The sequence below is a fragment of the Candidatus Bathyarchaeia archaeon genome, assembly GCA_038873195.1.
GTDB lineage: Archaea > Thermoproteota > Bathyarchaeia > Bathyarchaeales > Bathycorpusculaceae > DSLH01.
Window position 1 is genome coordinate 1009860 of sequence record JAVZEV010000001.1, and the last position, 26689, is coordinate 1036548.

General features: G+C 42.3%; 23 protein-coding genes, 1 tRNA gene and 2 pseudogenes. 10 read left to right on the plus strand and 16 right to left on the minus strand.

Annotated features, from left to right (window positions below):
* Positions 1–26 precede the first annotated feature (26 nt).
* From QXW63_05640 to QXW63_05655, 4 genes are read right to left on the minus strand one after another with little or no spacing between them, the layout of a single operon-like run.
* Positions 27–296 carry a hypothetical protein gene (locus QXW63_05640; GenBank protein MEM3461374.1) on the minus strand — a complete coding sequence of 90 codons (270 nt, stop codon included), beginning with the start codon at positions 294–296 and terminating at the stop codon, positions 27–29.
* Complete coding sequence (locus QXW63_05645) at positions 296–1531, minus strand: cysteine desulfurase (GenBank protein MEM3461375.1); 1236 nt, start codon at positions 1529–1531, stop codon at positions 296–298. Before QXW63_05645 ends, QXW63_05640 begins: the two co-directional genes overlap by 1 nt.
* Positions 1531–2031, minus strand: coding sequence for an iron-sulfur cluster assembly scaffold protein (locus tag QXW63_05650; GenBank protein MEM3461376.1), 501 nt, complete (start codon positions 2029–2031; stop codon positions 1531–1533). Before QXW63_05650 ends, QXW63_05645 begins: the two co-directional genes overlap by 1 nt.
* 2 nt (positions 2032–2033) lie before the next feature.
* Positions 2034–3257 (minus strand): cysteine desulfurase family protein, encoded by a 1224-nt coding sequence (locus QXW63_05655; protein ID MEM3461377.1) that lies wholly within the window; start codon positions 3255–3257, stop codon positions 2034–2036.
* A 157-nt stretch (positions 3258–3414) separates the two neighbouring features.
* Between QXW63_05655 and QXW63_05660 the strand changes: the two genes are divergently transcribed.
* On the plus strand, positions 3415–5646 hold the full coding sequence (locus tag QXW63_05660; protein MEM3461378.1) for a DEAD/DEAH box helicase: 2232 nt from the start codon (positions 3415–3417) through the stop codon (positions 5644–5646).
* On the opposite strand, the gene purB is transcribed toward QXW63_05660, so the two are convergent.
* Positions 5643–7010: an adenylosuccinate lyase gene (purB, locus tag QXW63_05665; GenBank protein MEM3461379.1), complete on the minus strand. Its 1368-nt coding sequence runs from the start codon at positions 7008–7010 to the stop codon at positions 5643–5645. The two genes, QXW63_05660 and purB, sit on opposite strands and share 4 nt — an antisense overlap.
* A gap of 108 nt (positions 7011–7118) precedes the next feature.
* Here purB and QXW63_05670 point away from each other — a divergent pair, with 108 nt between their 5' ends.
* Together QXW63_05670 and QXW63_05675 are read left to right on the plus strand one after the other, a co-directional pair.
* Entirely contained in the window at positions 7119–8561 is a 1443-nt protein-coding gene (locus QXW63_05670; GenBank protein MEM3461380.1) for an asparagine synthetase B, read from the plus strand.
* 1 nt (position 8562) lies between these two features.
* Positions 8563–9624, plus strand: coding sequence for a histone deacetylase (locus tag QXW63_05675; protein MEM3461381.1), 1062 nt, complete (start codon positions 8563–8565; stop codon positions 9622–9624).
* A 24-nt stretch (positions 9625–9648) separates the two neighbouring features.
* On the opposite strand, the pseudogene QXW63_05680 reads toward QXW63_05675, so the two are convergent.
* The 5 genes and pseudogenes from QXW63_05680 to QXW63_05700 all read right to left on the minus strand — a co-directional run bounded on the left by QXW63_05680 (position 9649) and on the right by QXW63_05700 (position 14149).
* A pseudogene (locus QXW63_05680) lies at positions 9649–9858 on the minus strand (ferredoxin family protein).
* Positions 9859–9897: 39 nt separating this feature from the next.
* Positions 9898–11682 carry a hypothetical protein gene (locus QXW63_05685; GenBank protein ID MEM3461382.1) on the minus strand — a complete coding sequence of 595 codons (1785 nt, stop codon included), beginning with the start codon at positions 11680–11682 and terminating at the stop codon, positions 9898–9900.
* A 182-nt stretch (positions 11683–11864) separates the two neighbouring features.
* Positions 11865–12209 carry a DUF2095 family protein gene (locus tag QXW63_05690; GenBank protein ID MEM3461383.1) on the minus strand — a complete coding sequence of 115 codons (345 nt, stop codon included), beginning with the start codon at positions 12207–12209 and terminating at the stop codon, positions 11865–11867.
* Positions 12210–12256: 47 nt separating this feature from the next.
* Positions 12257–12880 carry a nucleotidyltransferase domain-containing protein gene (locus QXW63_05695; protein MEM3461384.1) on the minus strand — a complete coding sequence of 208 codons (624 nt, stop codon included), beginning with the start codon at positions 12878–12880 and terminating at the stop codon, positions 12257–12259.
* A gap of 18 nt (positions 12881–12898) precedes the next feature.
* Positions 12899–14149, minus strand: coding sequence for a glycosyltransferase family 4 protein (locus QXW63_05700; protein MEM3461385.1), 1251 nt, complete (start codon positions 14147–14149; stop codon positions 12899–12901).
* A 280-nt stretch (positions 14150–14429) separates the two neighbouring features.
* Between QXW63_05700 and QXW63_05705 the strand changes: the two genes are divergently transcribed.
* Complete coding sequence (locus tag QXW63_05705; protein ID MEM3461386.1) at positions 14430–14993, plus strand: FaeA/PapI family transcriptional regulator; 564 nt, start codon at positions 14430–14432, stop codon at positions 14991–14993.
* Positions 14994–15006: 13 nt separating this feature from the next.
* On the opposite strand, the gene fbp is transcribed toward QXW63_05705, so the two are convergent.
* Positions 15007–16128, minus strand: coding sequence for a fructose-1,6-bisphosphate aldolase/phosphatase (fbp, locus tag QXW63_05710; GenBank protein ID MEM3461387.1), 1122 nt, complete (start codon positions 16126–16128; stop codon positions 15007–15009).
* A 131-nt stretch (positions 16129–16259) separates the two neighbouring features.
* Between fbp and QXW63_05715 the strand changes: the two genes are divergently transcribed.
* The 3 genes from QXW63_05715 to QXW63_05725 all read left to right on the plus strand — a co-directional run bounded on the left by QXW63_05715 (position 16260) and on the right by QXW63_05725 (position 17987).
* Entirely contained in the window at positions 16260–16760 is a 501-nt protein-coding gene (locus QXW63_05715; GenBank protein MEM3461388.1) for a ribbon-helix-helix domain-containing protein, read from the plus strand.
* 147 nt (positions 16761–16907) lie between these two features.
* Positions 16908–16983 (plus strand) — tRNA-Arg (locus QXW63_05720).
* A 101-nt stretch (positions 16984–17084) separates the two neighbouring features.
* Positions 17085–17987 (plus strand): EamA family transporter, encoded by a 903-nt coding sequence (locus QXW63_05725; protein MEM3461389.1) that lies wholly within the window; start codon positions 17085–17087, stop codon positions 17985–17987.
* Positions 17988–18013: 26 nt separating this feature from the next.
* On the opposite strand, the gene QXW63_05730 is transcribed toward QXW63_05725, so the two are convergent.
* Complete coding sequence (locus QXW63_05730; GenBank protein ID MEM3461390.1) at positions 18014–18862, minus strand: histone deacetylase; 849 nt, start codon at positions 18860–18862, stop codon at positions 18014–18016.
* A gap of 97 nt (positions 18863–18959) precedes the next feature.
* Between QXW63_05730 and QXW63_05735 the strand changes: the two genes are divergently transcribed.
* Positions 18960–20909, plus strand: a complete 1950-nt coding sequence (locus tag QXW63_05735) for an arginine--tRNA ligase (protein ID MEM3461391.1) — start codon at positions 18960–18962, stop codon at positions 20907–20909.
* Between the two features lie 6 nt (positions 20910–20915).
* Here the strand turns inward: QXW63_05735 and deoC are convergent, their stop codons facing one another.
* A complete protein-coding gene (gene deoC, locus QXW63_05740) occupies positions 20916–21581 on the minus strand; it encodes a deoxyribose-phosphate aldolase (protein MEM3461392.1) in 666 nt (221 codons plus the stop codon).
* A 130-nt stretch (positions 21582–21711) separates the two neighbouring features.
* On the opposite strand from deoC, the gene QXW63_05745 reads away from it, so the two are divergent.
* On the plus strand, positions 21712–22773 hold the full coding sequence (locus QXW63_05745; GenBank protein MEM3461393.1) for a deoxyhypusine synthase: 1062 nt from the start codon (positions 21712–21714) through the stop codon (positions 22771–22773).
* Here the strand turns inward: QXW63_05745 and QXW63_05750 are convergent.
* From QXW63_05750 to QXW63_05760, 3 genes are all read right to left on the minus strand, one after another.
* Positions 22757–23710, minus strand: a complete 954-nt coding sequence (locus QXW63_05750) for a deoxyhypusine synthase (protein ID MEM3461394.1) — start codon at positions 23708–23710, stop codon at positions 22757–22759. The two genes, QXW63_05745 and QXW63_05750, sit on opposite strands and share 17 nt — an antisense overlap.
* Before the next feature lie 103 nt (positions 23711–23813).
* A complete protein-coding gene (locus QXW63_05755) occupies positions 23814–24692 on the minus strand; it encodes a RimK family alpha-L-glutamate ligase (protein MEM3461395.1) in 879 nt (292 codons plus the stop codon).
* Positions 24685–25377: a RimK-like ATPgrasp N-terminal domain-containing protein gene (locus QXW63_05760; protein MEM3461396.1), complete on the minus strand. Its 693-nt coding sequence runs from the start codon at positions 25375–25377 to the stop codon at positions 24685–24687. The genes QXW63_05755 and QXW63_05760 overlap by 8 nt, the downstream gene beginning before the upstream one ends.
* 155 nt (positions 25378–25532) lie before the next feature.
* Here QXW63_05760 and QXW63_05765 point away from each other — a divergent pair.
* A pseudogene (locus tag QXW63_05765) lies at positions 25533–26684 on the plus strand (glutamate-cysteine ligase family protein).
* Positions 26685–26689: the final 5 nt, after the last annotated feature.

The window sequence follows — 26689 nt, forward strand, 5'->3', positions numbered from 1 at the left end:
TCAATACAATGAATTCGGTCACAAAATTACAATAAAAGTTCAATCAAAATATTCCGCAATTCAGTTTTATCTTTAAGATTCCGAAAAATAGCTTTGCCCGTTCCATAAAGGCGAAATGAAACGTTCTTGAAAGTTAACTCAAAAATTATGGATGAAACGGACCTTTCAGTCTTAGCCTTTTTTAGAATCTTTGCGATTGCTTCTTCTTTTCTCTCGTATCTGAACAAGACAATGAATTGTTTTTCTTCACCACATGTTTCTTCAATTCTAGCCACGTAATCCTCGACGGAAGCCATTAAACCAACTCAATTTCCTTCAAAACTTCTATGAAACGGTCAATTTCTTCGCGTGTGTTGTAAACGTAGAAGCTCACTCGTGCTGAGGAGCTTAACTTAAATATCTGATGTAACGGTTGGGCGCAGTGAAAACCGCTTCTCACCATGATTCCATAATTGTCAAGAAACAAAGCGACATCATGCGAGCTTAAACCGTCCACACCAAAAGGAATTATTCCACATTTAATAGATGTGTTCTTTGGACCATAAACCTCGGTTTTCTTGCATTCTTCTAAGCGTTTCATGGCATACTCTGTCATTGTACATTCATGTTCCTTAACATTCTCCATACCCAACTTCTTCAGATATTTGATTGCTTCCATAAACCCAACACTACCACCAACATTCGGCGTTCCAGCCTCAAATTTCCATGGCAAATCATTCCAAGAAATCGAACAACGCTTCGTAGCAGGATTGTATGAGACTTCACGTATCATTTCGCCTCCGCCATGAAAAGGTGCCATATCTTCAAGAAGTTCACGCTTACCATACAAACAACCGATACCCGTGGGCCCCAGCATTTTATGTCCGGAAAAAGCGAGAAAATCAATGTCTAATTCTTTAACGTTAACTGGCAAATGCGGAACTGATTGTGCGCCGTCCACAAGTGTTAAGGCGCCATGTTCATGCGCAATTTTTGCAATTCGCTTTACATCATTTATAACTCCAGTGACGTTTGAAACGTGGCTGAAACAGACAATTTTAGTCTTGCCGGAAACCTTGCTTTCAAAATCTTCGTAGTTTAATGTGCCATCATTGTTGACTTCTGCGTATTTAATGTTGAAACCGTTTATTTTTGACAGAATCTCCCAAGGAACAATGTTACTGTGGTGTTCCATCAAAGACACAATTACCTCATCACCTTTTTTCAGATTACGGAGACCCCACGCATAAGCAACAAGGTTGATGGCTTCAGTTGTGCCTCTAACAAAAATTGTCTCTTCAATACCGTTTGCGTTAATGAATTTTGCAACTTCTTCATGTGCATCTTCGTAAAACTGAGAAGCCTCTTGAGAAAGGGTGTGAACGGCTCTGTGAACATTTGCATTGTGGTTTTCGTAGAAGTTTTTCATAGCGTCTATTACCTGCTTTGGCTTTTGTGAACTTGCCGCGTTATCGAAGTAGATTAGTGGGTGGTCGTTGATTTTCCGTTTTAATATTGGAAAATCCTCTCGAACCTTATAAGGGTCGAACATTACTTTTCTTCCTCAAGCTTAATCCGTTTAGCGAGAACCTTCGCCAACTCCTCTTCTTCCAACGCTTGCTTCTCTTCAAAACTTAATTCTTCCTGTATCCAGCTGGGCGAAACACCTTTGTTCTTGTAATATTTCCTGATGGCTCGCTTCAAAGCTCCAACAGCTAAAATGCCACAGTGAAACTTTACACTCGGCAGTCCACCAACTTCTTCTGCAACCGACTTCCAAGATATTTTCCATGCTTCCTCAAGTTTCATATTCTTAATCATTTCGGTGACTATGCTTGACGTGGCAATGTTAGCTGCACAGCCGTAACTTTCAAAAGACGCTCTTTCGATGATATCTTGGTCGTTAATTTTAAGGTAGAAAGTTATCATGTCTCCGCAAGAGGGGTTGCCTGCAACTGCGGTTACCGTAGCGTCTTCCATTTTGCCCAAATTTTTAGGGTTTTTGAATAGTTCAAGCACCTTGGGATTGTAAGGTAAAGGTATCCGCGACATGCTTATTCCACTCCTGTAGCGCCTGTAATTCCCCGTATTCTTTCAACAGCCTTAGGAAGAACTTCCAAAACATAATTTATGTCCTCTTCAGTATGATACCTCGTGACCTTCATAAGTATGCTGCCGTGGGCTTCGTCGAATTTTCTGCCGATAGCAACAAGAACATGACTAGGTTGAAGCAAACGCCTTGTACAAGCGCTCCCGCTTGAAACATAAATGCCATTCAAACTAAGCTCAATGGTTAATGCTTCACCTTCACATCGCAAAAAGCTAATGTTCACGTTGTCTGAAACTCTCTTGTCACCTTTTGGCCCATTAAGCTTGACGTCAGAAATCTTCCCTACTATTCCGTTGATCAATTTGTCTCTAAGGCTACGCATATGAGCTGTGTTCTTTTCAAAATTTTCAAAGGCCAACTCAGATGCCTTCGAGAACCCAACAATTAAAGGCGTGTTTTCAACGCCTGGCCAGAGTTTCTGCGTTCCAATTTGACCCTCAAGAATTTTTTCCACGCTAACGCCTTCTTTTACATAGAGGACGCCTATGCCTCGGGGTCCCAAGATTTTATAGCTGCTTATGGTTGCTAAGTCTACGCCATATTGTTGTACGTTAAACGGAGCTTTGCCATAAGCATCTGAAGCGTCTGTGTGGAAAAGTGCTTCTGGATTTTTGTCCTTAACTATTTCCAGAGCTTCTTTGATGGGCTGTATTGTTCCAATCTCGTGATTTACAGCGGATAAACTCACAAGAACAGTTTCTTTGTCAACAGTTTCTTTCAGTTTTTCAAGGTTTATGACGCCTTCACTGCCCACTGGAACCTTTTTTGTGGTAAACCCGTATTTCTGCAGCATTTCGGTAACGTGTAAAACGCTTATTGGCTCAATTTCCGAAATTACAAGTTTCTTGCCCTTGTTTCTCATCGAAGACAGCGTTCCCATTAAAGCTAAATTGTTGGCTTCCGTTTCACCTGGTGTAAAGTTAACTTCTTCAAGCATTTTGCATCCCAAAAAATTGGCAATTTTCTGTGTGGATTCCATTATTGTTTCGAAGGCTTCCCAACCGGGCTTATGCGTTAGTGTTGGGTTGCCATATGCCCGTTGATTGTAGTATGGCAGCATTGCGTCAATTACTTCTTGCGGAACCACGCTTGAGTTTTCAATGTCCAAATAAACTTCGCGTTTTATCCCTTCATGCGCACGAAGCAGTTCTTTCACATTTTCAACCATACTTAACTCAATCCTTTATGATAAACTAACGTTCTTCACTTTTAGTAGCAATTACCTAATAGAAAAACATAACCCAAAATTCAGCCACAACGCGTCATCTAATACTTTATAATTGCTGGTGCAGTAAATTGCAATTGTAAAGGAAGAGCGCATCCAAGTGAAAATAACAGACTTGCCAATCCCAGAAGCAGTAAAAGAAGTGACCATCAAATCTGGAATTATTGAGCTTTATCCTCCGCAAGAGGAAGCAGTAAAAGCTGGAGTGCTTGAAGGAAAGAACCTTGTTCTGGCAAGTCCAACCGCCTCTGGAAAGACTTTGATTGCTGAATTCTGCGCTCTTAAACATATACTTGAAGGGAATGGCAAAACCGTTTATTTGACACCTCTGCGCGCTTTGGCAAATGAAAAGTTTGAAGAGTTCAAAAAGTACACTCAGATAAAGAAAAAAGATGAGAATCGCGTGAGGGTAGGCATAAGCACTGGCGACTTTGACAGTAGCGACCCGTGGCTGGAGCGTTATGACATAATCATCACCACGAATGAAAAGGCTGATTCGCTTCTGCGGCACAGAACCAAGTGGATGGATGAAATTTCACTTGTAATCGCGGATGAAGTGCACTTGCTGAATGATGCTGAACGTGGTCCAACGCTTGAGGTTGTTCTAGCAAGGCTCATGCAAACTAACCCAGACGTGCAGATTTTGGCTTTAAGTGCCACGATAAACAATGTTCAGGAAATAGCTGAATGGCTTAGGGCAGATTATGTTACTACTGAATGGAGACCAATCCTTCTAAAAGAAGGCGTTCTCCTGCATGAGAAAATTCAATTTAGAGACGGTGCCGCACATAAAATAGAGAAAAAAACCAAGAGCCCAGACATTAATTTGGCATTATGCACTGTTAAATCTGGCGGTCAAGCATTAATTTTTGCTTCAACAAGAAAAAGCGCTGTTACAGTTGCAAAGAAAGTAGCTGGCGAAATTGAAGAAGTTTTATCCAAGCCTATGAAGCGGTCGCTGGAACATGTTGCAGAGAGAATTTTAGCGACGGGAGAAAGGACAAGAATAAGCGAAACTTTGGCAGAACTTGTTAAACGCGGCACAGCCTTCCACCATGCAGGCTTGGGCGGAGGACACCGTAAACTAATAGAGGATTCCTTCCGAGAAGGAAAAATTAAAGTTTTGACTGCCACGCCGACTTTGGCTTTCGGCGTAAACTTGCCAGCGAGAACCGTAATAATCCAGGATTATAGGCGCTACGAGCCCGGTTACGGATGGTATCCAATTAGCGTTTTAGAGTATAAGCAGATGGCTGGCAGAGCCGGAAGACCAAAATATGACAAGGTTGGTGAAGCCGTGCTCATAGCTAAAACTGATGATGAAGCGGATTATCTTATGGAAAATTATATTCTGGCGCGTCCAGAGCGGATATGGTCGAGGCTTGCTGTTGAAAGGATAATGAGAGGACATGTTTTAGCGACTGTTGCTGCGGATTATGCTCACACGGAACGTGGAATTTATGATTTTTTTGGTAGAACTTTTTATGCTTATCAGTATGAGATAAGCGCTATTAAGAGTATTATTGCGAAGATTCTCAAGTATCTTTATGATGAGGAAATGATTGAGGTTGATGGCGAAAGTATTTTTGCAACAAAGTTTGGAAAACGCGTAAGCGAGCTTTACATTGATCCCGTTTCGGCTGTGATTATCCGTGATGCGTTAAGGCGGAAACCAGCATACTTTACGGACTTGAGTCTTCTACACATGATTGCACACACGCCGGACATGGGTCCAATAATGAGACCGTATACACAAGAAATTGATGAGATAGCAGTTTTCGTGGATGAACATAGGGACGAGTTTCTGGTTGACATGCCAAACGAGTGGGAAGACCACATAGCTTACGAACAATTTCTTGGAGAAGTCAAAACAGCCATGGTTCTTAAAGCTTGGATCGAAGAACTAAGCGAAGACCAGATAATCGAGAAATTCAGAACGCAGCCCGGCGACCTTTACAGAACAATTGAAAATGCAAAATGGCTACTTTATGCAACGCATGAGTTGGCGATGCTTTTCGGCAACAAACACGTCTTACCGCAAACTAACGAGTTAAGAGAAAGAACTGAGAAAGGCGTGAAAAAAGAACTCTTGCCAATAGTCAAACTGGAAGGCGTTGGTAGAGTTCGCGGACGCATACTTTACAACTCTGGATACAAGACAATCGAAGACATAAAATATGCACCTATTGAAAATTTGATGAACTTGCCACTGATAGGACCTAAATTGGCGAAGAAAATTAAAGAACAAGTAGGTGGGTACGTAAAGAAGGACTCGTGGGAAAAACTCGGAAAAGAAGAAGAGTGGAAGCAGAAGGCGTTAACAGAATACTAAGCTATTCCTCTAGCCTTGCGCTCTCTCATGGTTTTCTTAACCATTTTTGCTACTTGCTCTTTCGCTGTTCCCAGATAATTCTTAGGTTTTAATGCATCAGCAATTTCTTTTTCAGTCAATTTTTTACTTACAGTTTTATCTTCAAGAAGGACCTCTTTGAAATGCCGCTTTTCCATCTCACTTTTCAATGTCAATTTTCTTAGCAGCTCGTGGGCTTCTTGGCGGCTCATGCCTTTCTTTGTCAACGCAATCATCACTGCTTCTGACATGGTGCGTCCTTGAGTCAGCTCAGTATTCTTGCGCATACGCTCCTCATCCACACGCAAATTAGCCACAATATTAGTCATCAAGAAAAGCTGATAATCAACCAAAATGCACACTTCAGGAAGCATATAACGTTCTGTCGAAGACTGTGTTAAGTCTCGTTCATGCCAAGTTACAACATCTTCTAAAGCGGGAACAACAAGACTCCTAACAATTCGGGCTAAACCGCAAACTCTCTCAGATAGCTCTGGGTTTCGCTTCTGCGACATCGTGGAGCTTCCAACCTGCTTTTCTGGTTCGAAAAACTCGAAGAGTTCGCCAATTTCGGGTCTTTGCAGTTCTCGGATTTCAGTGGCGAAGTTGTCAAGTGTAGAAGAAATAAGCGCTAACAAGCATACGAGTTCTGCGTGACGGTCTCGTTGCACTATCTGCGTAGATATGTCAGCGGCTTTAATTCCTAAACGTTGCATAACAAGTTCCTGAATTTTCACGGCGTGCTCGCCTAAGCCTGCTTGCGTTCCAACGGCGCCGCTCATTTTCCCAACAATAACGCGTTCTTTGCATTGCCGTAGTCTTTGAATGTGCCTGGAAATTTCTCGCATCCAAACGGCAAACTTGAAGCCCAAAGTGATTGGCAATGCATGCTGACCGTGAGTTCTACCCATCATCAACGTATTCTTATACCGAGACGCCTTTTCCATCAGAACCTTCTCGAAATCATTCAGTTTCTTCTCAATAAGCTCCAGCGCATCCTTTAGTTGAAGCGCGTTAGCCGTGTCTACAATGTCGTAACTTGTTGCGCCAAGATGGACGTAGGCTCCGCTTGGACCGCAAACTTCCGCCAAGGCTCTGACCATAGAGGCGATGTCATGTTTTATTTCTCGTTCAATTTCCTTAATGCGACTAATCTTAACATGTTTTGTAGAAGCCATAGCCGCAATTTTTTCAGCATCTTTCTTTGGTATGTCCCCTACTTCAGCGTGCGCCCACGCCAAAGCCGCTTCAACATCAAGCAGTCTCTGAATTCGCGCTTCTTCTTCGAAGATTTTCCGCATTTCCGGAGTCCCATGACGCCCAGTGTCTATTGGGCTTACATCCACGGGAAGAATCGGCAAGTTTTCTGTCCTCCGCGAAGAGATAGGAAGATTAAGGATTAATGTTTTACGAAAGCAACGCATAACGTTGTGTGTTATAAAGGGTTCTTCAGCATGGGCGCATTAATAGCAGCCATAAACAGAGGAGACGAGAACGCAGCAGAAACTGCAGTTGCCATGCTCAAAGTATTGGAACATGAAGACGTTGACACTTTTGGAATAGCTTCGCCGACTGAAGTGAAAATAGCAAAGTCTGCTGGAGCACTAGCAAATCAAGACTTCGATTCGCCTATAATAATTGGACATGTCTTCTCAAGAATTCTCACGACAGATAAGCCGCAACCAATAAAGCTTGAGGACGCAACGTTGGTTTTTGAAGGAAGGCTTTACTCGGCTACAACAGAAACTTTTGCTAAAAAACTGCGGCAGAACCACGAAAAAATCGCTGAAGAGAGCATCAAGAAGGCGAAAGGCGACTTTGCTTTTGTTATAGCAGAAAAAGAAAAACTGATTGCTGGCAGAGACATGTTGGGCGTGCGTCCACTCTATTATGGTCAAAATGCAAACTTGGCGTGTTTAGCTTCTGAACGCAAAGCATTATGGAAAGTAGGAATAAAAAATGCCGATTCTTTTCCTCCGGGAAACACGGCGTCTATCGATAAACATGGTTTCAAATTTAAGCCCGTTAAAACGTTTGTTTATTCGGAGCCTAGGCGCTTACCAATTCAAACTGCCGCCGAAAAACTGCAAAGGCTTCTGCAACAATCGATAAGGGAAAGAATGCTTGGACAGAAGGAAATTGCCGTGGCTTTTTCAGGCGGATTAGACAGCAGCATAATTGCGTTTCTCGCAAAGAAAACTGCGGCAAATGTTCACTTGATACATGTTAGCCTTGAAGGGCAACCGGAAACTGAACATGCAAAAAAAGCAGCAGAAGAGCTTGCGTTACCAATTCATGTTCACCTTTTCAGCGAAAAGGATGTTGAGAAAACGCTTCCAAAAGTTCTTTGGCTAATTGAAGAGCCAGACCCTGTAAAAGCAAGCATAGGCATTCCTATTTATTGGGCTGCAGAAAAAGCGGCTAAAGCGAATTTCAAAATAATGTTAGCTGGTCAAGGTGCAGATGAGCTTTTTGGGGGATACAAGCGATACGTCGATGACTACTTGACATATGGAAGTGAAACAGTGCACAGAGCAATGTTCAACGATATTACTAAAATGTGTGAAACCAACTTTGAGAGAGACTTCAAACTCTGCAACTTCCACAATGTAGAACTACGCTTGCCCTTTGCCACTTACCAAATAGCACAATTTGCTGCAGAATTACCTTTGGAAATGAAAATCAAATTACCAGACGATGGAATGCGAAAGCTGATTCTGAGGCAAGTCGCCAAAAATCTTGGCCTTCCGCAAGCTATAGTGGAAAAACCGAAAAAAGCGATACAATACACATCGGGCGTTAGCAAAACTCTGAAAAAACTCGCACAAAAGGAAAGATTATCCGTTAGAGATTACGTAAAGAAAACATTCTTGACACTCTTCAAGAAGATGAAATAAAATGAATAAAACAGCAGTCATTTTTTCACCCATATACTATCAACACAACCCGGGCATTGGTCACCCGGAATCAGCAAAGCGTTTAGGAGCAATAATCAACGAACTAAAAAAAGGAAAACTTTCAAAAAGCAAGAACTGGCAGTTTGTAGAACCCGAAAAAGCTCGCGTTGCAGATGTGCAGCTTGTTCATGATACAGATTACATTAAACTTGTTGAAGCAGTTTGCAGAGCTGGAGGAGGAGCTCTAGATTCAGGCGATACAGTGGCATCTGCAAAGAGTTTTGATGTTGCCCTTTACGCGGCTGGCGGCGCAATAACAGCAGTCAATCTTGTGATGAACAAAGAGTTTGAAAACGCGTTTGCTTTAATGCGTCCTCCGGGACATCACGCTGGACGCCTTCGTGCAATGGGCTTCTGTATTTTCAACAATGCCGCCATAGCCGCTAAACACTTACTTAAAAAATTCAAACTAGACAGAATTCTCATATTGGACATAGACGCCCATCATGGCAACGGCACACAAGAAACCTTCTACGAAACCAACAAAGTCCTATACATAAGTCTACACCAAGATCCACGCAGCTTTCCAGGAGCAGGATTCATAAACGAAGTCGGAGAAGATGTTGGCTTAGGTTACAACGTAAACATTCCACTTCCCTACCAAACAAGCGACCAAGTATATATAAGGGCCCTAAAAGAGATCGTAGCGCCTATAATACGCCAGTACAAACCCCAATTCATGTTAGTATCGGCTGGATTAGATGGACATTACACAGACCCTGTGGGAAATCTTGCGCTTTCGCTCTTGTCTTATCAAGAAACTTATAAGCTAATAGTGGATTTGGTGTCAGAAATGTGTGATGGGAAGCTTGTTTGTGTTTTAGAGGGTGGTTATGGAAAGTTTGTGGGTAAAATTGCCGCTTTAGCCATCGCAAAAATGAGTGGAACCAAATACGCCGTGAATGATAAATCGCCAACAGTGAATAGTCGTGTGAGAAAACAAGGAGAGAAAATAATAAGAGAAGCCAAAAAAACTCAAAGAAATTTCTGGAAACTGGATTAAAGGTTTAGATTCAAACAGTTTCAGTTACTCAATAACTTGAATTGCACTTTCTGGGCATTGAACCTCGCATGCTCTGCAGACCAAGCATTCTTCAGGTTTTACTGGAACAGATTTTCCATCTTTGACTTCATAAACGCCAACAGGGCAAGTTTCAACGCATGTACCGCATCCGGTACATTTATGGTTGTCAACCACTATTTTCACCATTTCTGATTCCTCTCCATTTAGATTTTCATTGAATTCTAAGCAGTAAAATAAAAGTGTTTAGGTTCACTAACGGAGTTCTTCACGAAGCCTCAATAGAATTCCGCTAATAGTCGTGTTCGCTGCTTCCTTTCTACGTTGATAATCTGCAAGAAGTTTTCGATAAGCTTCCAACGAAAGTTCTCCACGACTGTGACGAGCTTCAATGCTCTTAATGTTAGCTTCAACCTCGTTAATTTCAGTTTCTGCAATCTCAAGTTGCCGCATCAAATCAGCAAACTTGCCACCTGCAACACGCATCTTCTCTTTAATTTCAGCCGTATTTCTGGCCAAAGCTTCAAGGTGCATCTCCAAAGTCTTTCTCCGCACTTTGTATCTGCGCCTTGGAATTTTTCCCTTCTTTACCAAAGCCTCAAGATTATCCATTTCCAAAATCGTCTTTCTCTTATCCTCATAAGCATCTATGAAAGCTTTGATGTCTTCTGAACGCAACTTTACGGCTACCGCAGGAACAGCAGTTATGACTGGAGCTTTAGGTCTCCTCCAAACAACGGCAACCGCACATCCAATAACAGAGAGAGACAACACCCATAACGTAGGACGAAAAGACAACCACAAAGGATTATACTCGTAGGCTATTTGCAAAATATTTTGCGCAGGGTAAAGCTCTTCGAGACAGCCAACGCCTTGGCGATTGATTGTTATTGATTCTTGAAAAATGTTTCTTGTCAGACTATAAGCGTTGGTAGCTATGATGCCCTCAAGGTTTAGTATTCGCGCACCTTCAGGTAAAGTCACTTTTACTGACGCGCTTTTTATGTAATAGTCCATTTGCATAAACAACGGAAGCGTAACATTGAACCCATAGGAACCATCCAACGCGCTGATGTACCAATTTGGTAAGGAGTATTTTATGGTAAACCTAGTTGACTTGTAACTTTCCAAAGGCAACGGAAACGCAATTCTGTAAAGGTTTATTCCTTCTCTTCCCACAAACGTAGGCGTCTGCGCAAATTTTCTTCCAAACTGGTCATGTGCGCTTATAACAGAAGCATTAGCAGGCAAGATTATTTCGATGGCTGCTATCGTTTGGGGTTCTTTGTTTGTTATGTAGTAGTTGTCTGCACCGTTTATTTCGCTAGCCTCGTTGATTGTAACTTCACGGGTTAAGTCGTTTACGCTGAAGACTCGTAGTTTATCACTAGTTAATGTAAAGTCTGCAGTCGCAGACATCGCAGTAAACTCTGGAAGAGGTGCAATTTCATAAGCAGATACGTTAACTGCTCCATCGTCTTTTGTGATTGTTATATTCACTAGGCTATCTGGAAAGGACATTGATACATTACAACTAGCAGCGGATTTTGTTAGACTTGGATATGCTGGAAAGTCCAAAATGTATCTTGTTGAGCTTGAAGCGTTAAGGAGATCATTTGAAAGTATAAATCCCACAGAAAAAACATTTTCCACTCCACTACTTACGTCTAAAGACTGCAAAAAATCTATCTCGGCAGCATAAAAACCCATATGATTGTCTAATGGAACATCAAGCTTCACATCGCCTATGATATCGGAACCGTTATAAACCACGCAGCGAAGAACGTGTGCTCCATATTTATATGGAAAACCAATGCGAAAGTTGTCGAGGGTTGTTCCGGCAGAAGCGTTGCCAACTATCCGTATAGTATCATTTAAGAGGATGTAACCGTTACGCATAACTTCTATAGAGTGATCAACATGTTCTATGTGATAATTTGCGCTATCTGCGGCTTCAACCGTTTTAATGTTAAATGATACCGAGATAAGAATTAGCATAACAACTGAAAAACCGATGCACACTAAGGCTGTTTTTTTCACGTGGTTTCCTCCGCTTGGTTTCGAGATTTTTAGGCTTCCTATTTATTGATGCGCCTATTTATTTACTTTTAGAATTACCCGCTTCAGTTACGTATGTACTTACACGTTTTTGTAAAGAAAACAATTGAAAACTCAATGAATGTCTAAACAAAGTTTGCTGGAAAATTAAAAAACTGATGTTGTCAGAGTTCGCCATGTTTAAAGTAGTAATTCTCTTCTTTCTTTGAACCAAAACTTCTTACGCCACTTTCTCTAAGCTGCTTCCTAAGCTTCCTAGCATATTGCTTACTTATTTCGCCCCTCTTTTCCAAGTATGCTATTATTTCTTCCGCTTGTTTCTCGGTGTCACATCGCCTAATAAAGTCTATTACATCAGGCATGTAATGAACAAACCTTCCAGATGACGCTTTCTCACCGGTCTGCGTGTCTGTTCGCACAGAATTTACTGAAACCTTATGGTCATCGATTTCCATTTCCTTGGCTAAGTTAGGAAACATTCTTTTGAAACGCTCTTTGTCAAATTCCAAGTTTACACCTTAATTTATTCTATGATGCGCCTTGTATTTAAGTCTCCTCAATCTAGAAAAGGAACAAACCTTTGCAAAGGGTTCTCTTTAAGTAGCTTCTCTAATTCACGCACACGAAGACCAGCGATTTCATCGCCGTATATCTCACATCTTTCCTTAAGTTGGGCTTCTTCTGGGCTTCGAACGATGATTTCAATTTTTTCTTTTGCTGGAGATTCTAAATGCACGTGAAATGAAGTCTTTTTTTGCCCCTTTTTTGTCACAGCCACCCATTCAATTTGTAAGATATGGAAGCCATTCCTCTTCAGAATTTCTACGATATCATTCGGCTCGCTATGATAAACAGTTACGTCTATGTCGCTTTCATGATGGATGGTTCCACGCCAAACGCTTCCAACAAGTTTAGGACTGTATCTTTCCAGAATCCTCATAAGTTTCAAGGCTTCTGTCCGCATCCTAATCAACCGCTCTTGCCTTGCTAATCCCTCTTTTTCTTCCGCTATTTTGTCAAGCTCTAATGCCACTTCCAAGTTGGTTGGAACAAATTGAACGCCAAAAGTTTTTGCAGCTTTCAGCTTAGCTTGCTTATATTCTTTTTCAATTCCGGAATAAAGAAGAGTTGCAGCTTCTCTTGCAACCTTTTTCCTTAAGTGAAGAACACCGACGCCCAAAGCGGCACCAATAAAATTCTAACGTTTAATTATTTTCTCGTAAGCTTCTACCGTTTTCTCGGCGATTTTGTCCCATGTGAACTCTTCTAAAACTCTTTTTCTGCCGTTTTTTCCTAGCCATTTCCTTTTGTCTTGATTTTCTAAAGTGCTGTTTATGCCCCATGCGATGTCTGAGGGGTTGTTAGGGTCAACATGGAAACCGCATTGTTCTTCACCACAGCAGACAACTATTTCGCGCATTCCGCTAACTCCAGCGGCACCCACGACTACTGGACGTTCCATGCTCATTGCTTCAAGAGCAACTATTCCGAATGGTTCGTATAGGCTTGGGAAAACCGCCATGTCGCATGCTGCATAGTGCAGAATACGTTCTTCTTCGGAAACAAAGTTAAAGTTCAGTTTGACAGAATCTTGCAGTCTCATGGTTCTGACCAAGTTGACTAAGTAGTCCTGTAAATCGCCAACGCCTAGAATAACCAGTTTTGCTTTGGGATGTTTTTGCAGAACGTGCGGCATAGCCATTATCAGCTTGTCAACGCCTTTGACGCCTACAAGTCTTCCGACAAAAAGAATCATTAATTCGTCATCTTTTATGCCATAAGAACCCCGTATTCTTTTGGCTTCTTCAGCGCTAATAGTTTCTGGATTGTATTTTTGAGGGTCAACGCCATTATAGCATACTTGGATTTTGTCTTTTGGAAAGCCTAACTTCATAAGCTCCTCTTTCATTGCATACGAAACTGTCACAATAAGGTCAGCAGCTTTAGCGCCGCGAAGCTCAATGTTGCTTACAACTTCTGAACCGTTTCCAAGTGTTCTTCCTTTTTCTGTGGAGTGAACGTGGAATGCAAATGGTAACCCAGCTTCTTTTTTAACAGTTATTCCGCTTATTGCAGAAAGCCAGTCGTGAGCTATTACAATGTCGTATTTGAAGTTCTCCTTTTTGATTAGTTCGTTGACAAGTTTTGATGCACTTAAATAATTGTAAACAAGAATTTTGGAGAAAAGCTGGATTCCTCTACCCCATTTTCTAACGTCTTCCGCAAGCACGTCTGGAAGCGAATCGGATATGTCGATGTGTAATGGACGGTGGATTTCTATGCCTCTCCAAATCTCTCTGGTCGGCAAGCTGCCAACATCATCGTTCATTGTGAAGACTGTCACGTCATGGTCCATTAAGACAAACTTTCGCGTAATTTCAGCGGCATACGTTCCTAAACCGCCAACGATTTTTGGCGGGTATTCGTAGACAAGCACAGCCATTTTCATTTTGTGGTCCTCTTTTATCTTGATAGTAAGGTATTGCTTAATGAAGGCATTGCTTATTTACTTTCCTAGACGCACATGTTTACTTCAAGCTTGACACATCATTAGTAACGTGATTGGTGTGGTTGAGTGTTACTTTTTTTACTGAGAATGCCTTATTCCTTTTAGTCATTAATTTTTGTTCAATTCACTAGTTTTTCTTTGTTGTCTAAAAGGTATGGATAAAGGAAAATTTGAAAAGTCTATAAAGCACATATTAACATATTAAATGGAGTGCAACGAAATGAGCATTTCACCCATTAAACGGTTAATTATTGAAACCATGTGGATGTTAGATAAACCTACAAAGACCAATGAGATAGCTAAAGAAACGGGGTTGGCTTTTCGTCAGGTCATGATGCACTTGATGGGACTAACGCGCATGGGATATTTGGAATCGCCAGAGAAAGGCGTTTATGTCCTCACAGAAAAGGGTAAGAAAACGCTTGGTTTCCCAGAAATAGATAACGGAAAAGCTGCAGAGATTCTCACTTACCTACCATTAGAAAAATCATTCCACTTTTACGTCGATATTGGAAAACCCCTAAACATTCACGCAGCTAGCCTTCAAGACTTCTGCGACAAAATCATGAAAGTTGACCCAGCTTCAATAGAATTTCACATCAACCGTGGAGATTTTGAAGCGTGGTTTATGGGGCTAGGCGACATTGAATTGGCACGAAAGACGTTGCTGTTAAAAGAGCATAAGTTTTTTGGGGAAGAACTACGCCAGAAGCTTTACGGAATTGTGAAAAGTCGATGCGAAGAGTTAGCTAGGATAAGGAAAAAAGCGGCCGCAGCCAACTAATTCTTTGTAAGCTTTAAGCTGGTTCGAAGCGTTCTTTGAGTTTTTCTAGAGTTTGCTGTAAGGTTGTGTATTCCATTTCTTCGGGACCTAGGCGTGCTGGTTCAAATTCTCCCATGCGCCTAAGCATAGCCGCATACTCTAAGGCTTCACGTCTCGCTAATGCAAATGCAGCGTCGTCGAATAAGTCGGCAATCATTGGTTTTCCGTTGTCGTCGCTTGCAATTTTACCGTTTGCAATTTGAAAGCCTAATGCGACGATTCTTGGAGGACCGTCAAAAGCTGTGCATTTGGCGTCTTTCATCCCGACTGGCATTATGGGTCCCCAATGGCTTCCACGCATCCATCCTTCAACTAGGTAGCTGTGCATGAATGGTACAAGTATTTCGCCTACTGCAGGTAACCCATGTTGTGCGCGTATGACCATGACTGGGTCGTCTTTTCCGATGTATTTGCCTGCTATCTGTGAAAGTCTGGTCACGCTGCCTACCGCGCATATTAGGTTGTCTCTGGTTCGCCAAACACGTGAAATCATATAGCGCTGTACTGTTCCTATTAGGGCGATTAATTCGTACATTTCCTCTGGACATTTGAGTGTTACTTTTTTGTTTTCTATAGTGTCTAGCACTTCGAATTTGAAGCCGCCAGTCATGTTTGGGTCGATTACGAGTCCAGCAGTGTTCATTGGGTCGGCGAAAATGCGGAAAAGTGGATAGTTGAATGCTCCGCTTGAAGTTTTGTCTGCTGCTAATACTACGATTGGGTCTGAGCCTCTTTCTTCTATTTCCATTTCTGCGAAGCCTGGACCCATTCCGCGGATGTTTCCGCTGAATGCTGTTTTGAGAAGGTCTTGTCCTGCACCGTAAAGTTTTAGTTCTAATGCTTTGTTTGCGGTTTCTTGGAATGTGTCCCAAGCGAGTTTGTGGATGTCTGTGTTTGCTTCTCCGTTTTCGTGTACCATGAGTAGTTGTAGGTCGTCTCCAACGTTGAATACGTAGTAGCTGTTTATCAAGCCTTCTTCTTTTGCTTTTTTGAGGTTTTTTTCTGCGATGTTAAGGAGGGGTTTTGGGACGATGTGGTGACCAGCTAGTGAGCCTACGTCGCATTTGATTAGGGAGATTGTGGTTTTTTGTGGCATGAAGCACCACTCAATCGTATGCTTCAGTTTAGAGTTAGGGGTTGTAGGTTTTAAAAGACTTCCGAAGGTGAGTTAGCAAAAGAGACATAAAACTAAAGAATTGTTTATAGTAGTGTGGTGGGAACTCTTTGATGGAGAAGTTGAGGGTTGTTTCTGTTAAGATACCGGAAGAAGTTTACAAGGAGATGGTTTTGCGGGTTCCGGAAGGCGAGAGAAGCGATTTTATTCGTGATGCTATTTTGGAGAAGCTGCAGAAAACGCCTAAGCCGGACAAGCTTTTGGAGTTGGAGCAGCGAATGGATAAGGTGGAGAAGGAGTTTTCTGAGATAAGAAGGTATCTTGCCGATTTAGAGTTGCTTACGCATGAGCGTGGAGCAGCAAATCCTCACACGTTTTGTATTGATGAAACAGACCACAAAATAGTGGATTATCTTATTCATTATAAGGGTGCAACAACGCCTGAATTGGCGGAATATTTGAAGGCAAACAGGTGGTTTGTTTTGAATAGGCTGAAAAGAATGCAGAAAGCGTCTAAACAGCAGCTTGGAAAACCTATCATAGTGTTTTATCCAGGCGAAAAGTCAGGTAAGAAGAAAGCATGGTGGATAAATGAAGAGTTAATGGAAGCTTAATGTTTGAGTGTTGTTGTAATAGCCGTGCTTACAGGTTATAGCCCCCCCTTATAAATAGGTTGAATTAGAGTTTAGACTTGATATGCTTGGAGCAGTACAGTAACAATTAATTTGTGTTGCCAATACATTGTTCAGCAGAGAAGCGAAGGGCCCGTAGCCCAGTATGGATTAAGGCGCCGGCCTCCGGAGCCGGAGAACCGGGGTTCAAATCCCCGCGGGCCCGCTGAACATTTATTTATGTTTGTTTTTGGGTTTGTGACGGCAAAAACACTAAATCTTTGCAAATAGTAATAGTTTGTTTCTTAATGTGGGGTTGCAGCTGATTTGAAGATTAAGGTGGCAGCGGCTTTTTTGGCAGTTTATCTTATTTGGGGTTCGACTTACTTGGCGATTAGGTTTGTTATTGAGTCGTTGCCGCCGTTTTTCATGGCTGGGACACGGTTTTTGGTTGCGGGAGCGGTTTTGTATGTTTTTATTCGATTGCGTGGTGTGGAAGGCGAAACTAGAGGTGATTGGAGTTGTGCTTTTGTTTTGGGCGGGTTGATGTTGTTGGGTGGGCATGGTGCTGTTGTGTGGGCGGAGCAGTGGGTACCTTCTGGTTTAGCATGTTTGTTGGTTGGCACTGTGCCTTTGTGGATGGTTTTTCTGGATTGGTTGTGGAACAAGCATAAGCCAAACGTTAAGGTTGTTGGCGGAGTAGTTTTGGGTTTTGTCGGTGTTATCTTGCTTGTCGGCGGAGTAGAAAGTTTAGGCGCTAGCAGCGTTGACCTCGCCGGAGCTGGAATTATCGTTTTTGGTGCTTTCTTGTGGGCAAATGGTTCGCTGTATTCACGTTCTGCCAAACAACCAAAGTCACAGTTGTTAGCCACTGCATTGGAAATGGTTGCTGGTGGAATATTGTTACTTTTGGCAAGTTTGGTAACTGGAGAACTGAATCGCGTAAGACTGGATTTGATTTCCATACGTTCATTGGTCAGCTGGGTTTATCTCATCGTGTTTGGCGCGCTTGTTGCATTTACTTGTTACATTTGGTTGCTGAAGGTGACTACGCCGGCGAGGGTCTCGACATACGCCTATGTAAACCCAATTGTGGCGATGTTTCTTGGTTGGACGCTGGCAAATGAACCGATAACTGCAAGAAATGTGGCAGCCGCAACACTAATCCTCACCGCAGTAGTCATCATAACAACATATGAGACACGCAAAAAGAGCCAAGAAAACAAGTAAAAACAGCACCAAATAATCAATTGACGCTAAATTGAACTTTCATAAGCCTTTAACAGCGCGTTTATATCGTTTCCCACGTTTTCTCCATTGTATCCGCCTTCTAACACAAAAAACGTGTGCTTTCCAAGCTTGGCAATCCTTTTTCCAATTTCTCTATAGCCTTTTTCTGTAAGCCCAAGGCTCGCTAAATCTCCTGCGTGAGTGTCAAACCCAGCGGAAACCGCGACCACTTCGAACCGTTCCATGTCAACTGAACTCAGAGCCTTATCAAGCGTTGCCATGTGTACTTCGTCTCCGCAGTCAGGCGGCAACGGAAAATTTAGGCAGTTTCCTTCGTGAAAAATGCCTGTGCCCGGATAATTTGGGTGTCTATGTAAGGAAACGTAGGTGACTTTTTCGTTGCCTAAGAAAATCTCTTGTGTGCCATTGCCATGATGCCCGTCTATGTCCAGAATAAGCGTTGGCTTGTTTAGGTGTTTTACTGCAATTGCGATGTTGTTGAAGTAGCAGAATCCTCGCGTGTAAGCGCCTAAGGCGGCACCATTCACGCCAGCATGATGCCCAGGTGGACGCATAATTGAGAAACCGCCAACTTTAGCTGCCAATATTGCTCCGCCAGCCGCTAATCGGGCGAACTCAAAAATATTGTCATAAGCGGGAGTGTCTCCATCAGCAACCAAACCTTTCCTAACGCCCCAAACATAATCCACATCATGCACACGAAGCAAATCATCCTCGCTGGCGGGTTCGGGCTCCAAAAATTCGTATCCAAGATTTTTCAAAATTTCTGCGGCTTTCCTAACTCTCTCTGGTCCTTCAATGTGATAATGTCCATATCCTAAACATTTTTCGGAAAAGATGATTTTAGTTCGCATATTTCCACGGCTGACAAGCTAATTGATTTTCAAATTAAAATATAACCTCATCTCTTTAAATGGTGAGAAACTCTTTGGCGATTGAGGCTAACATGCGATGGTTTCAGTGAACCCCTTTGCAGAGTTCCGTAGTGAATGTGAAAAAATCCTAGCAGAGGCTTTAAAGAAAGCTTTTTCTGAAACCCAAATTCCCGAGTTAACTTTTGAGAAACCACCAGTTCCAGAGTATGGACAACTTGCGTCTTCTGTATGTTTTGAGCTTGCCAAGAAAATCGGCAAAAAGCCACTTGACGTAGCTAAATTGTTAACGAAGACTATTAAAAAATCCAAATTAGGCTTAACTAAACGGGTAGAGCCCGCTGGAGCTGGATACGTAAACTTTCACGTAGATTTCGCAAAGTTTTCAGCTTTAACTGTTGAGTCAGTTTTGCAGTTTGATGCAGACTACGGTTTTGTCAAAACCGAAAAACCACAAAAAATCATCGTGGAGCACACAAGCGCGAATCCAGCACATCCCATACACATTGGAACCGCCAGAAATCCCATGATAGGCGATTCGCTCGCTCGCATACTAAACGCTAGAGGACACACAGTTTTTCGTCACTTTTATGTTGATGATGTTGGTCGGCAAACAGCGGTTATGGCTTATGGTTACGAGAAACTTGGCAAACCAAAACCCTCAGAGAAGCCAGACCACTTTATCGGCAAAGTCTACACAATAACAAGCTGCATAGTCGAAATCAACCGCCTAAAAAAAGAGCTAGACCGCGCCAAAACGGTTTCAGCCATGGAAGAAATTGCCAAAATCAACCGTGAACTGGACGAATGGATGGCTGTGGCTGTTGAGTTAAAAGAGAAATACTCAGACCTTTTCGAGAAACTCCTTGAGAAAATAAGCAAGGACGAAGACCCAGAAAGCGAGATTGGAAGGCTGAACAGAGCCTACGAGATGGGAGAAGAAAAAGCAAAAAAACTCGTGAGAGAAGTTGTTGAACTCTGCATGCAAGGTTTTACTGAGACCCTCAGCCGCGCGGGAGTTATCTTTGATTCGTGGGATTGGGAAAGCGATTACGTATGGAGCGGCAAAGTTTCCGAGGTTATTCAAAGACTAAAGACTACACCATATGTTTTCACTTTGGGCGGGGTTCTGGAATTTGATGCAGATAAAGTTGCAAGAAACTATGATTTGAAGAGTAAACTTGGATTGAGAGAAGATTATGAAATTCCGCCTCTAACGCTTGTGCGTGCAGATGGCACAACACTGTACACGACGCGGGACATCGCCTACACGTTGTGGAAGTTTGAACAGGCAGACAAATACATTAATGTTATAGGAATGGAGCAAACCCTCGCTCAATTACAACTGAAAATTGCGTTGCACGCTATAGGCTATGGCAAGCACGCTGAAAACCTGGTGCACTTCGCTTATAATCTCGTTTCTTTGCCGGGTTACAAGATGAGCAGTCGAAGAGGACACTACATAATGTTTGACGAAGTAATGAACGAAGCAGTTGAACGCGCTTACGAAGAAGTTTCGAAGCGCTCTCCACAACTGTCTGAAAAAGAAAAAAGAGACATTGCAGATTTTGTTGGCATAGGCGCAGTCCGCTATGCCTTGGTTGAGGTTGACCCTTCCAAACCTGTCGTGTTCACGTGGGACCGCGTACTGAACTTCGAAAAAAACAGCGCACCCTACATCCAATACACACACGCAAGAGCATGCAGCATCCTACGCAAAGCCGAAAGAAAACCAGAAAAACCAGACTACAAGCTACTGAAAGAGCCGCTTGAACACGAAATAGTCTTGGCACTTGCTAGTTTTCCAGACACTTTCATTGAAGCATCAGAATACCTCAAACCAAACATGATTGCTGACTTCGCTAACGCTTTAGCAGACAAATTTAACACTTTCTATAATGCGTTTCCCGTGATAAAAGCTCAACCGCAAGAGCTCAGCGATGCAAGACTGGCCTTAACGGATGCTGTTAGAATCGTGTTAAGAAATGCTCTTAACCTAATTGGGATTAAGGCGCCGGAGAAAATGTAGCTTCGTTTACGGCACTCCTTGAATTATTTGCACTGCCGTACTTGTTCCTATCCTGTTTGCGCCAGCTTTTATCATGGCGATTGCGTCAGCGTACGTTCTTATTCCGCCTGCTGCTTTAACACCCATGTCTTTGCCAACCGTCTGCCGCATCAACCTTACGTCTTCTGCCGTTGCACCTTTACCAAACAAACCAGTCGATGTCTTCACAAAATCAGCTCCAGCTTCTTTTGCAAGTTTACACGCAATTATTTTCTCGTCTCTGGAGAGAAAAGTGGTTTCTATTATGACTTTGACGATGATGCCCTTAGATAGTCGTTTAATGTCCATAACCGCCGCAATGTCTCGCTTCACAGCCTCGTAATCGCCAGATTTCATCGCGCCCAAATTAATGACCATGTCTAATTCTTCTGCGCCGTCTTCAACTGCTTTAACGGCTTCCAAAGCCTTTATTTCCGGCAGCGAAACGCCAACTGGAAATCCAACAGTTGAGCAGACCTTGACATTTGAGCCTTTAAGGATTGAAGCGGCAAGTTTCACGTAAAATGGATTGACAACTGCGCAGCGAAAACCATATTCAGCGGCTTCTTTGCATAACTTTTCAATTTCGCTTTTTGTAGCTGTTGCCTTCACGTTTGTGGAATCTATCATTTTGGCTAATTCGTCCTTTGAAATCTTCAAGTACATTCACGCATCCAGCGTTAGACTACAACAGAATCACATTTAACTTCTATGCTTTTCCGCAGTTTAGCATAATAAAAACTCATATACTAGTCGCTATATCATAAACGGGCGGTGCACAGTCATGGTTGAAGAGTACTTTAAGAGAAAAGTTGAAGCCATAGAAGTGAAAGAAAAAAGTATTTCTCAACTTTTGGCGGAGATGAGCAGAACAGCCTATCAAGGAAGAAAGCTTGGAGAGGCTGTGGAAGTTTGGGAAGCCATGCTGAAAGAAAAGGACTTAACAATCATCATGGGCTTTTCGGGTTCAATGAGCACAGCTGGACAGTGGAAGATAATTAATTGGCTTATGGAAAACCGCTTCATCGACGTTCTTGTCTCTACAGGCGCAAATGTCTCTGAAGACATTGTGGACGCTATGGGTTTTGGATATTGGCAGGGAAGCCACATGGTGAACGATGAGGCGCTTCTAAAAGCTGACATAAACAGGTATTATGATGTGTTTGGCAAGGAATCTGATTATAGGAAAATGGAAGAGTTGATGACTGATTTCTTGTTAACCTTGCGAACGGACTTCACATACTCTTCTATGGAGCTTCTTTACTTGTTCGGCAAGTGGCTCAGCAAAAAAGGAATAAAAAGCATAGCCGCAGTAGCATCAGAAAACAACGTGCCAATTTTCTGTCCTGCAATCTCCGACAGCGCTTACGGCGAAGCCTTTCTAATGGCTAAAAACATGGGACACCCAATCGTAATAGATTCAGTCAAAGAGTTCGACCAGTTCGTTGGCATAGGTGAAAAAACAAAGGACATTGGCGTAATCTACATAGGCGGGGGAGTACCAAAAGACTTCACACAACTAATCGCAATATCCGTCTCGCCGAAAACCATGGACAAAGGCGTGCCCGGAAGAGAAGGTTTCAAACGTAAAAGTGTCCAAGAATATTATTATCCGCACAAATACGCAATACAAATTACAACCGACTCGCCCCAATGGGGTGGCTTGTCAGGTTGCACTTTGGAAGAAGCGGTTAGCTGGGGCAAAATCCATAGCGAAGGAAAAAGAGCCGTTTGCTACTGCGACGCAACAATAGCTTTGCCACTCATAACGCATGCGTTAAATGAAAGGGTGAAAGCTAAAAGGAAAGCTCCAGACCTTTCGTGGCTATTCAGCCAAGTAACTTAGGACTTTTCTTTAATCTACTTATCAGCGAACTTATCATCACGGGCAGTATAAGTGAAGCATCGCCCTCAATCATTATGCGTTTTGCTTTCGCGCTTATTTTTCCCCACGAGACTGCTTCTCGTGGTCTAGCACCGGAGAGGCTTCCATCCCATTCGTCGGCAGTGCTTATGTAAACCGCGTAGTCTAAGCCTTCTCTGAATTGGTTCCACCAAAGCGTATGATGTTTTGAGATGCCTCCGCCCACTATTAGTGCGCCGGTTTTTTTCGCGTTGTAAACGATATCGCTGAGTTCTCCAGAATCTTTTAAAAGGTTAATTTTGAAGTTGTGGTCTTGAGAGAAAAGCCACAGTTGGTAACCCACGGCGCCGTCTGTTATGCCTGGCACGTAAACTGGTATTTTGTTTTTGGCTGCCCAATAGAGAATGGAGCCTTCGTTGCAGATTCTTTTTCCAATTTCGCGGCACAACTGACTGGATGAGAGTTCTTTTTCGCCTTCTTTCCATAAACTCTGAAGCAGCTCCTGCATTTTTTCTTCGATTATTACGCCGTAGCTTTCGTTTGGGACGAGCACGTTTCCTAAACGGTTCACGCCTTTCTTGCGAAGTTCAGCGTCATTCATTACAAATGAGCCTTTGTAATAGTTTTTCCAGCATCTGGCAATGTCGTGGTCAAGAGCCCCGCAAGTGGTGATTACAACATCGACAAGTTTTCTTTTCACGAGGTCTTTGAAAACGCCTCTTGTTCCGGTAGCTACAAGATTGCCTGTGAACGAGAGAAACTTTACGCAGTCACGCGTCCTAATCATGCGTTCCAGAATATTCACGCTCAGAGCCAGTTTTCCTGCGGTAAAACCCCATGCTTTCTCCATCTGTTTTACTAGAGCATCCACAGTCATTTTCTCTGAAAGCTCATAATCATCAACAATGTTCTTCGGCATTAGACGTGTTCTCCTTCAGATATGACAAAATGGGATGTTAGAATAAATAACTGTCGAAAATTAATGTGGCATCTCTACATCCAAAAATAATTTGAGAGTGAGGCTAGTCTGTCAAATATTTTATGATTTTCTCGTACACGTCCTTGTTCCGCAAGTCTTCTTGTCCCGCGTATATGCTTGGGTTGTCGTTAACTTCCACCACCAAATAGTTACCATCAACCTCTTTAATGTCCACTCCATACAGTCCATTTCCCACAACTCTACATGCCTTCAACGCCGTCTCCTTCAATCCGACTGGCGCATTTTCTTTTTTAAGCGACACCGTCCTGCCCCAAACAAAGCTGGGCTTACCACGACGTTTAGCGCCATGCTTCCATCTTCCCTTCGGCACCATATACTTGCAAATGTATAAGACTTCACCGTTTAATACACCGACTCGCCAGTCAAAAGCAGTTGGCGTAAACTTTTGCACCGCCAACACATCAGATTTTCTGAAAAATCTTTTTGCAACTTCACGGAAACTTGTTTCACAAGCAACTTTTTCCACGTATCTTGAGAAACTCGTGTATGGCGCTTTAACCACGACTGGTCTTCCGAACGTTCTGAAGATTTCTAATATGCGTTTATGATGGAAGTCGTCTTTGTTAACTATGATTGTTGGGATGCGCGGCACATCATATTTTTCGAAGAGCGAATACAAGTGAATCTTGTTTCCGCAGATTTGTATCGATTTGGGGTCGTCAACAACTCTTAAACCATTCTCCCAAGCAGTCTTGGAAACTATGTACGCAGTAAAAAGCGGGTCAGTTGTCGCTCTAATAAAGACAGCGTCATACTTTGGAATTTCCAGAAGATTCTCTCGAAACATGAAATTAAAGTTGTGACCTAGTTTTTCCGCTGTAAACTTGAAATTTTCGAGCGCTTTGGCTTCTTTTGGGTCTGTAAAATTATATTTTTCGACAAAACAGGCGATGTTAGCCAACCCGATGTTCACCATTCTTAGAAATTTGCCAAATTTCTTCGCTAATTACTTTTAAGTCCTTTGGTGAGAGTTCCTCTTTTCTTAATGGTTGAAGTCCGCATAAGTAAGCTTCCTTTTCTACACGTTGAACATGCAATTTGCAAAGTGGAATCCCGAAAACCTCGTACACCATCTCCGAAATCTCTCTTATTTTTCTATCCATTTCACATTTCCCAAAAATTGACTTAAACGATGTCACCTCGCCTTGGAGAGGTTGCGCACAAACAGGAAACTTGTAATTCATTTCTAAACTTTTTACTGCTCTGTAAAGGGCGCTTCTATTTTTTGCAATTTTAAAGCCATCGTATGAGAACGGGTTTACTGCGAAAAGAACAGTTGGAAAGCCAACTTCAGCCATTATTTGCTTCACAGAACCAGTTACTATGTAAGGTATCGTTGGAATGCCCGCTTTTGAAGCGCGAAGCAGCAGAATTGGCGTTCTGTAAGCGTCAACCAAGTTCTCGCTTGTTGGAATCACTGGGTTACCTAAAATTTCCGCATGCAAAGACACGTAATATCCAGTTTTCAAATAGCGATAATCATTGTTAATGTTGAGAGTAAAATCTTTAATTGACGATTCAAGAAACGTTGACGGCTTCATTGTAGGCAAATCTGTGGTTAGGTCGATGTTTGAGACGACCAACACGCATTAAGCACCAGACAATTGAAAAAGCGGTATTTGCTTCAGACTATTTAAAATTAACTGTAATTTTTATATCATATTCCAGAAACAAGTAGGATTTAAAAAAGGGAACAGCCACGTACAAAACTTTAGAAGTTCTCGGACCAGAACATGAATTTTCCATAGTAAACGAAGAACTCAAAGCATTGCCAATCGTTGACAAAATCATAAAAGATTTCCGCGGACGCATCGTAAACTTCGTAGAACAGCCAAACTTCACTTTTGGCAAGGAACTTCAATTACACGTAATGGAAATAAAACCAAACGAGCCTTTCAAATCGCCCGTAGAATTTGAAGAAAACATGCACAAAGCAGTTCTCGCCATAGCCGATTTTTTAGAAAGAAAATACAAAGCAAGCCTTCTCGGAACCGGCATGCACCCACTACTAAAACTTAAAGACACTGGAATTTGGCCTCATCGCCACAAGCAGATTTATCAGGCTTACAGCAAAGTTTTCAATCTCAAACAACATGGGTGGCTTAACATTCAAAGTTTTCAGTTGAACTTGCCATATTCCAGTGAGAAAGACGCAGTTTTGGTGCATAATTTGCTTGCAGAAATATGCACTTACTTGCCTGCCATCTGCGCGTCTTCGCCCCTATTTGAGGGACACTTAGGGAACTACGTTGACACGCGCTTACATTTTTATATGTTAAACCAAAAAGAAGTACCTTCCATAACTGGCGATGTAGTGCCAGAATATGTTTCCTCGTTTAGGCAGTACAAAGAAGATATTATTGGCAAATATTCCTTAGACCTTGTCAAGGCTGGCGTAAACGATTACCTTCCTTATCAAGACTGGGTTAACTCTCGCGGAGTAATTTTCCGATTTGACAGAAGAGCCGTTGAAATACGAGTAATGGACGAGCAGGAATGTGTTAAGTCAGACGTGGCTTTGAGCTGTTTTGTGAGAGCTTTGCTGAGAGGGTTATTAAAAGACGGCAAAACGGAGTTTTTGTCTCACGAAATGTTAGTGAAAGATTTCAACTCAATAATCCGAGAAGGATTAAAAGCACATGTTTTGCACCCTTATGGAAACACTGCCCGTCATGTTTGTAAATATTACATGGATACTGCTTGGAAAAATGCGACGGATGAAGAGAGAAAATATCTTCCATTAATAAAAAAGAGGCTGGAATGTGGCAATCTGTCGGAAATTATCAGAGAAAGAATCTTGAGAAAAGCACAAAAGACAGATTTGCATGAGGCAATAGTAAGCGTTTACTTAACACTTATAAAGTGTCTTATAAATAATCAACCCTACTTCTAAAAGCA

What these genes read in the sequence shown, in the direction of transcription:
- fbp (MEM3461387.1), bottom strand. Translation starts at nt 16,128, where the DNA reads ATGCCACAAAAAACCACAATCTCCCTAATCAAATGCGACGTAGGCTCA.
- QXW63_05700 (MEM3461385.1), bottom strand. Translation starts at nt 14,149, where the DNA reads ATGAAAATGGCTGTGCTTGTCTACGAATACCCGCCAAAAATCGTTGGC.
- QXW63_05670 (MEM3461380.1), top strand. Translation starts at nt 7,119, where the DNA reads ATGGGCGCATTAATAGCAGCCATAAACAGAGGAGACGAGAACGCAGCA.
- QXW63_05645 (MEM3461375.1), bottom strand. Translation starts at nt 1,531, where the DNA reads ATGTTCGACCCTTATAAGGTTCGAGAGGATTTTCCAATATTAAAACGG.
- QXW63_05730 (MEM3461390.1), bottom strand. Translation starts at nt 18,862, where the DNA reads ATGCGAACTAAAATCATCTTTTCCGAAAAATGTTTAGGATATGGACAT.
- QXW63_05705 (MEM3461386.1), top strand. Translation starts at nt 14,430, where the DNA reads ATGAGCATTTCACCCATTAAACGGTTAATTATTGAAACCATGTGGATG.
- QXW63_05735 (MEM3461391.1), top strand. Translation starts at nt 18,960, where the DNA reads ATGGTTTCAGTGAACCCCTTTGCAGAGTTCCGTAGTGAATGTGAAAAA.
- QXW63_05750 (MEM3461394.1), bottom strand. Translation starts at nt 23,710, where the DNA reads ATGCCGAAGAACATTGTTGATGATTATGAGCTTTCAGAGAAAATGACT.
- QXW63_05675 (MEM3461381.1), top strand. Translation starts at nt 8,563, where the DNA reads ATGAATAAAACAGCAGTCATTTTTTCACCCATATACTATCAACACAAC.
- QXW63_05745 (MEM3461393.1), top strand. Translation starts at nt 21,712, where the DNA reads ATGGTTGAAGAGTACTTTAAGAGAAAAGTTGAAGCCATAGAAGTGAAA.
- QXW63_05640 (MEM3461374.1), bottom strand. Translation starts at nt 296, where the DNA reads ATGGCTTCCGTCGAGGATTACGTGGCTAGAATTGAAGAAACATGTGGT.
- QXW63_05650 (MEM3461376.1), bottom strand. Translation starts at nt 2,031, where the DNA reads ATGTCGCGGATACCTTTACCTTACAATCCCAAGGTGCTTGAACTATTC.
- QXW63_05655 (MEM3461377.1), bottom strand. Translation starts at nt 3,257, where the DNA reads ATGGTTGAAAATGTGAAAGAACTGCTTCGTGCGCATGAAGGGATAAAA.
- QXW63_05715 (MEM3461388.1), top strand. Translation starts at nt 16,260, where the DNA reads ATGGAGAAGTTGAGGGTTGTTTCTGTTAAGATACCGGAAGAAGTTTAC.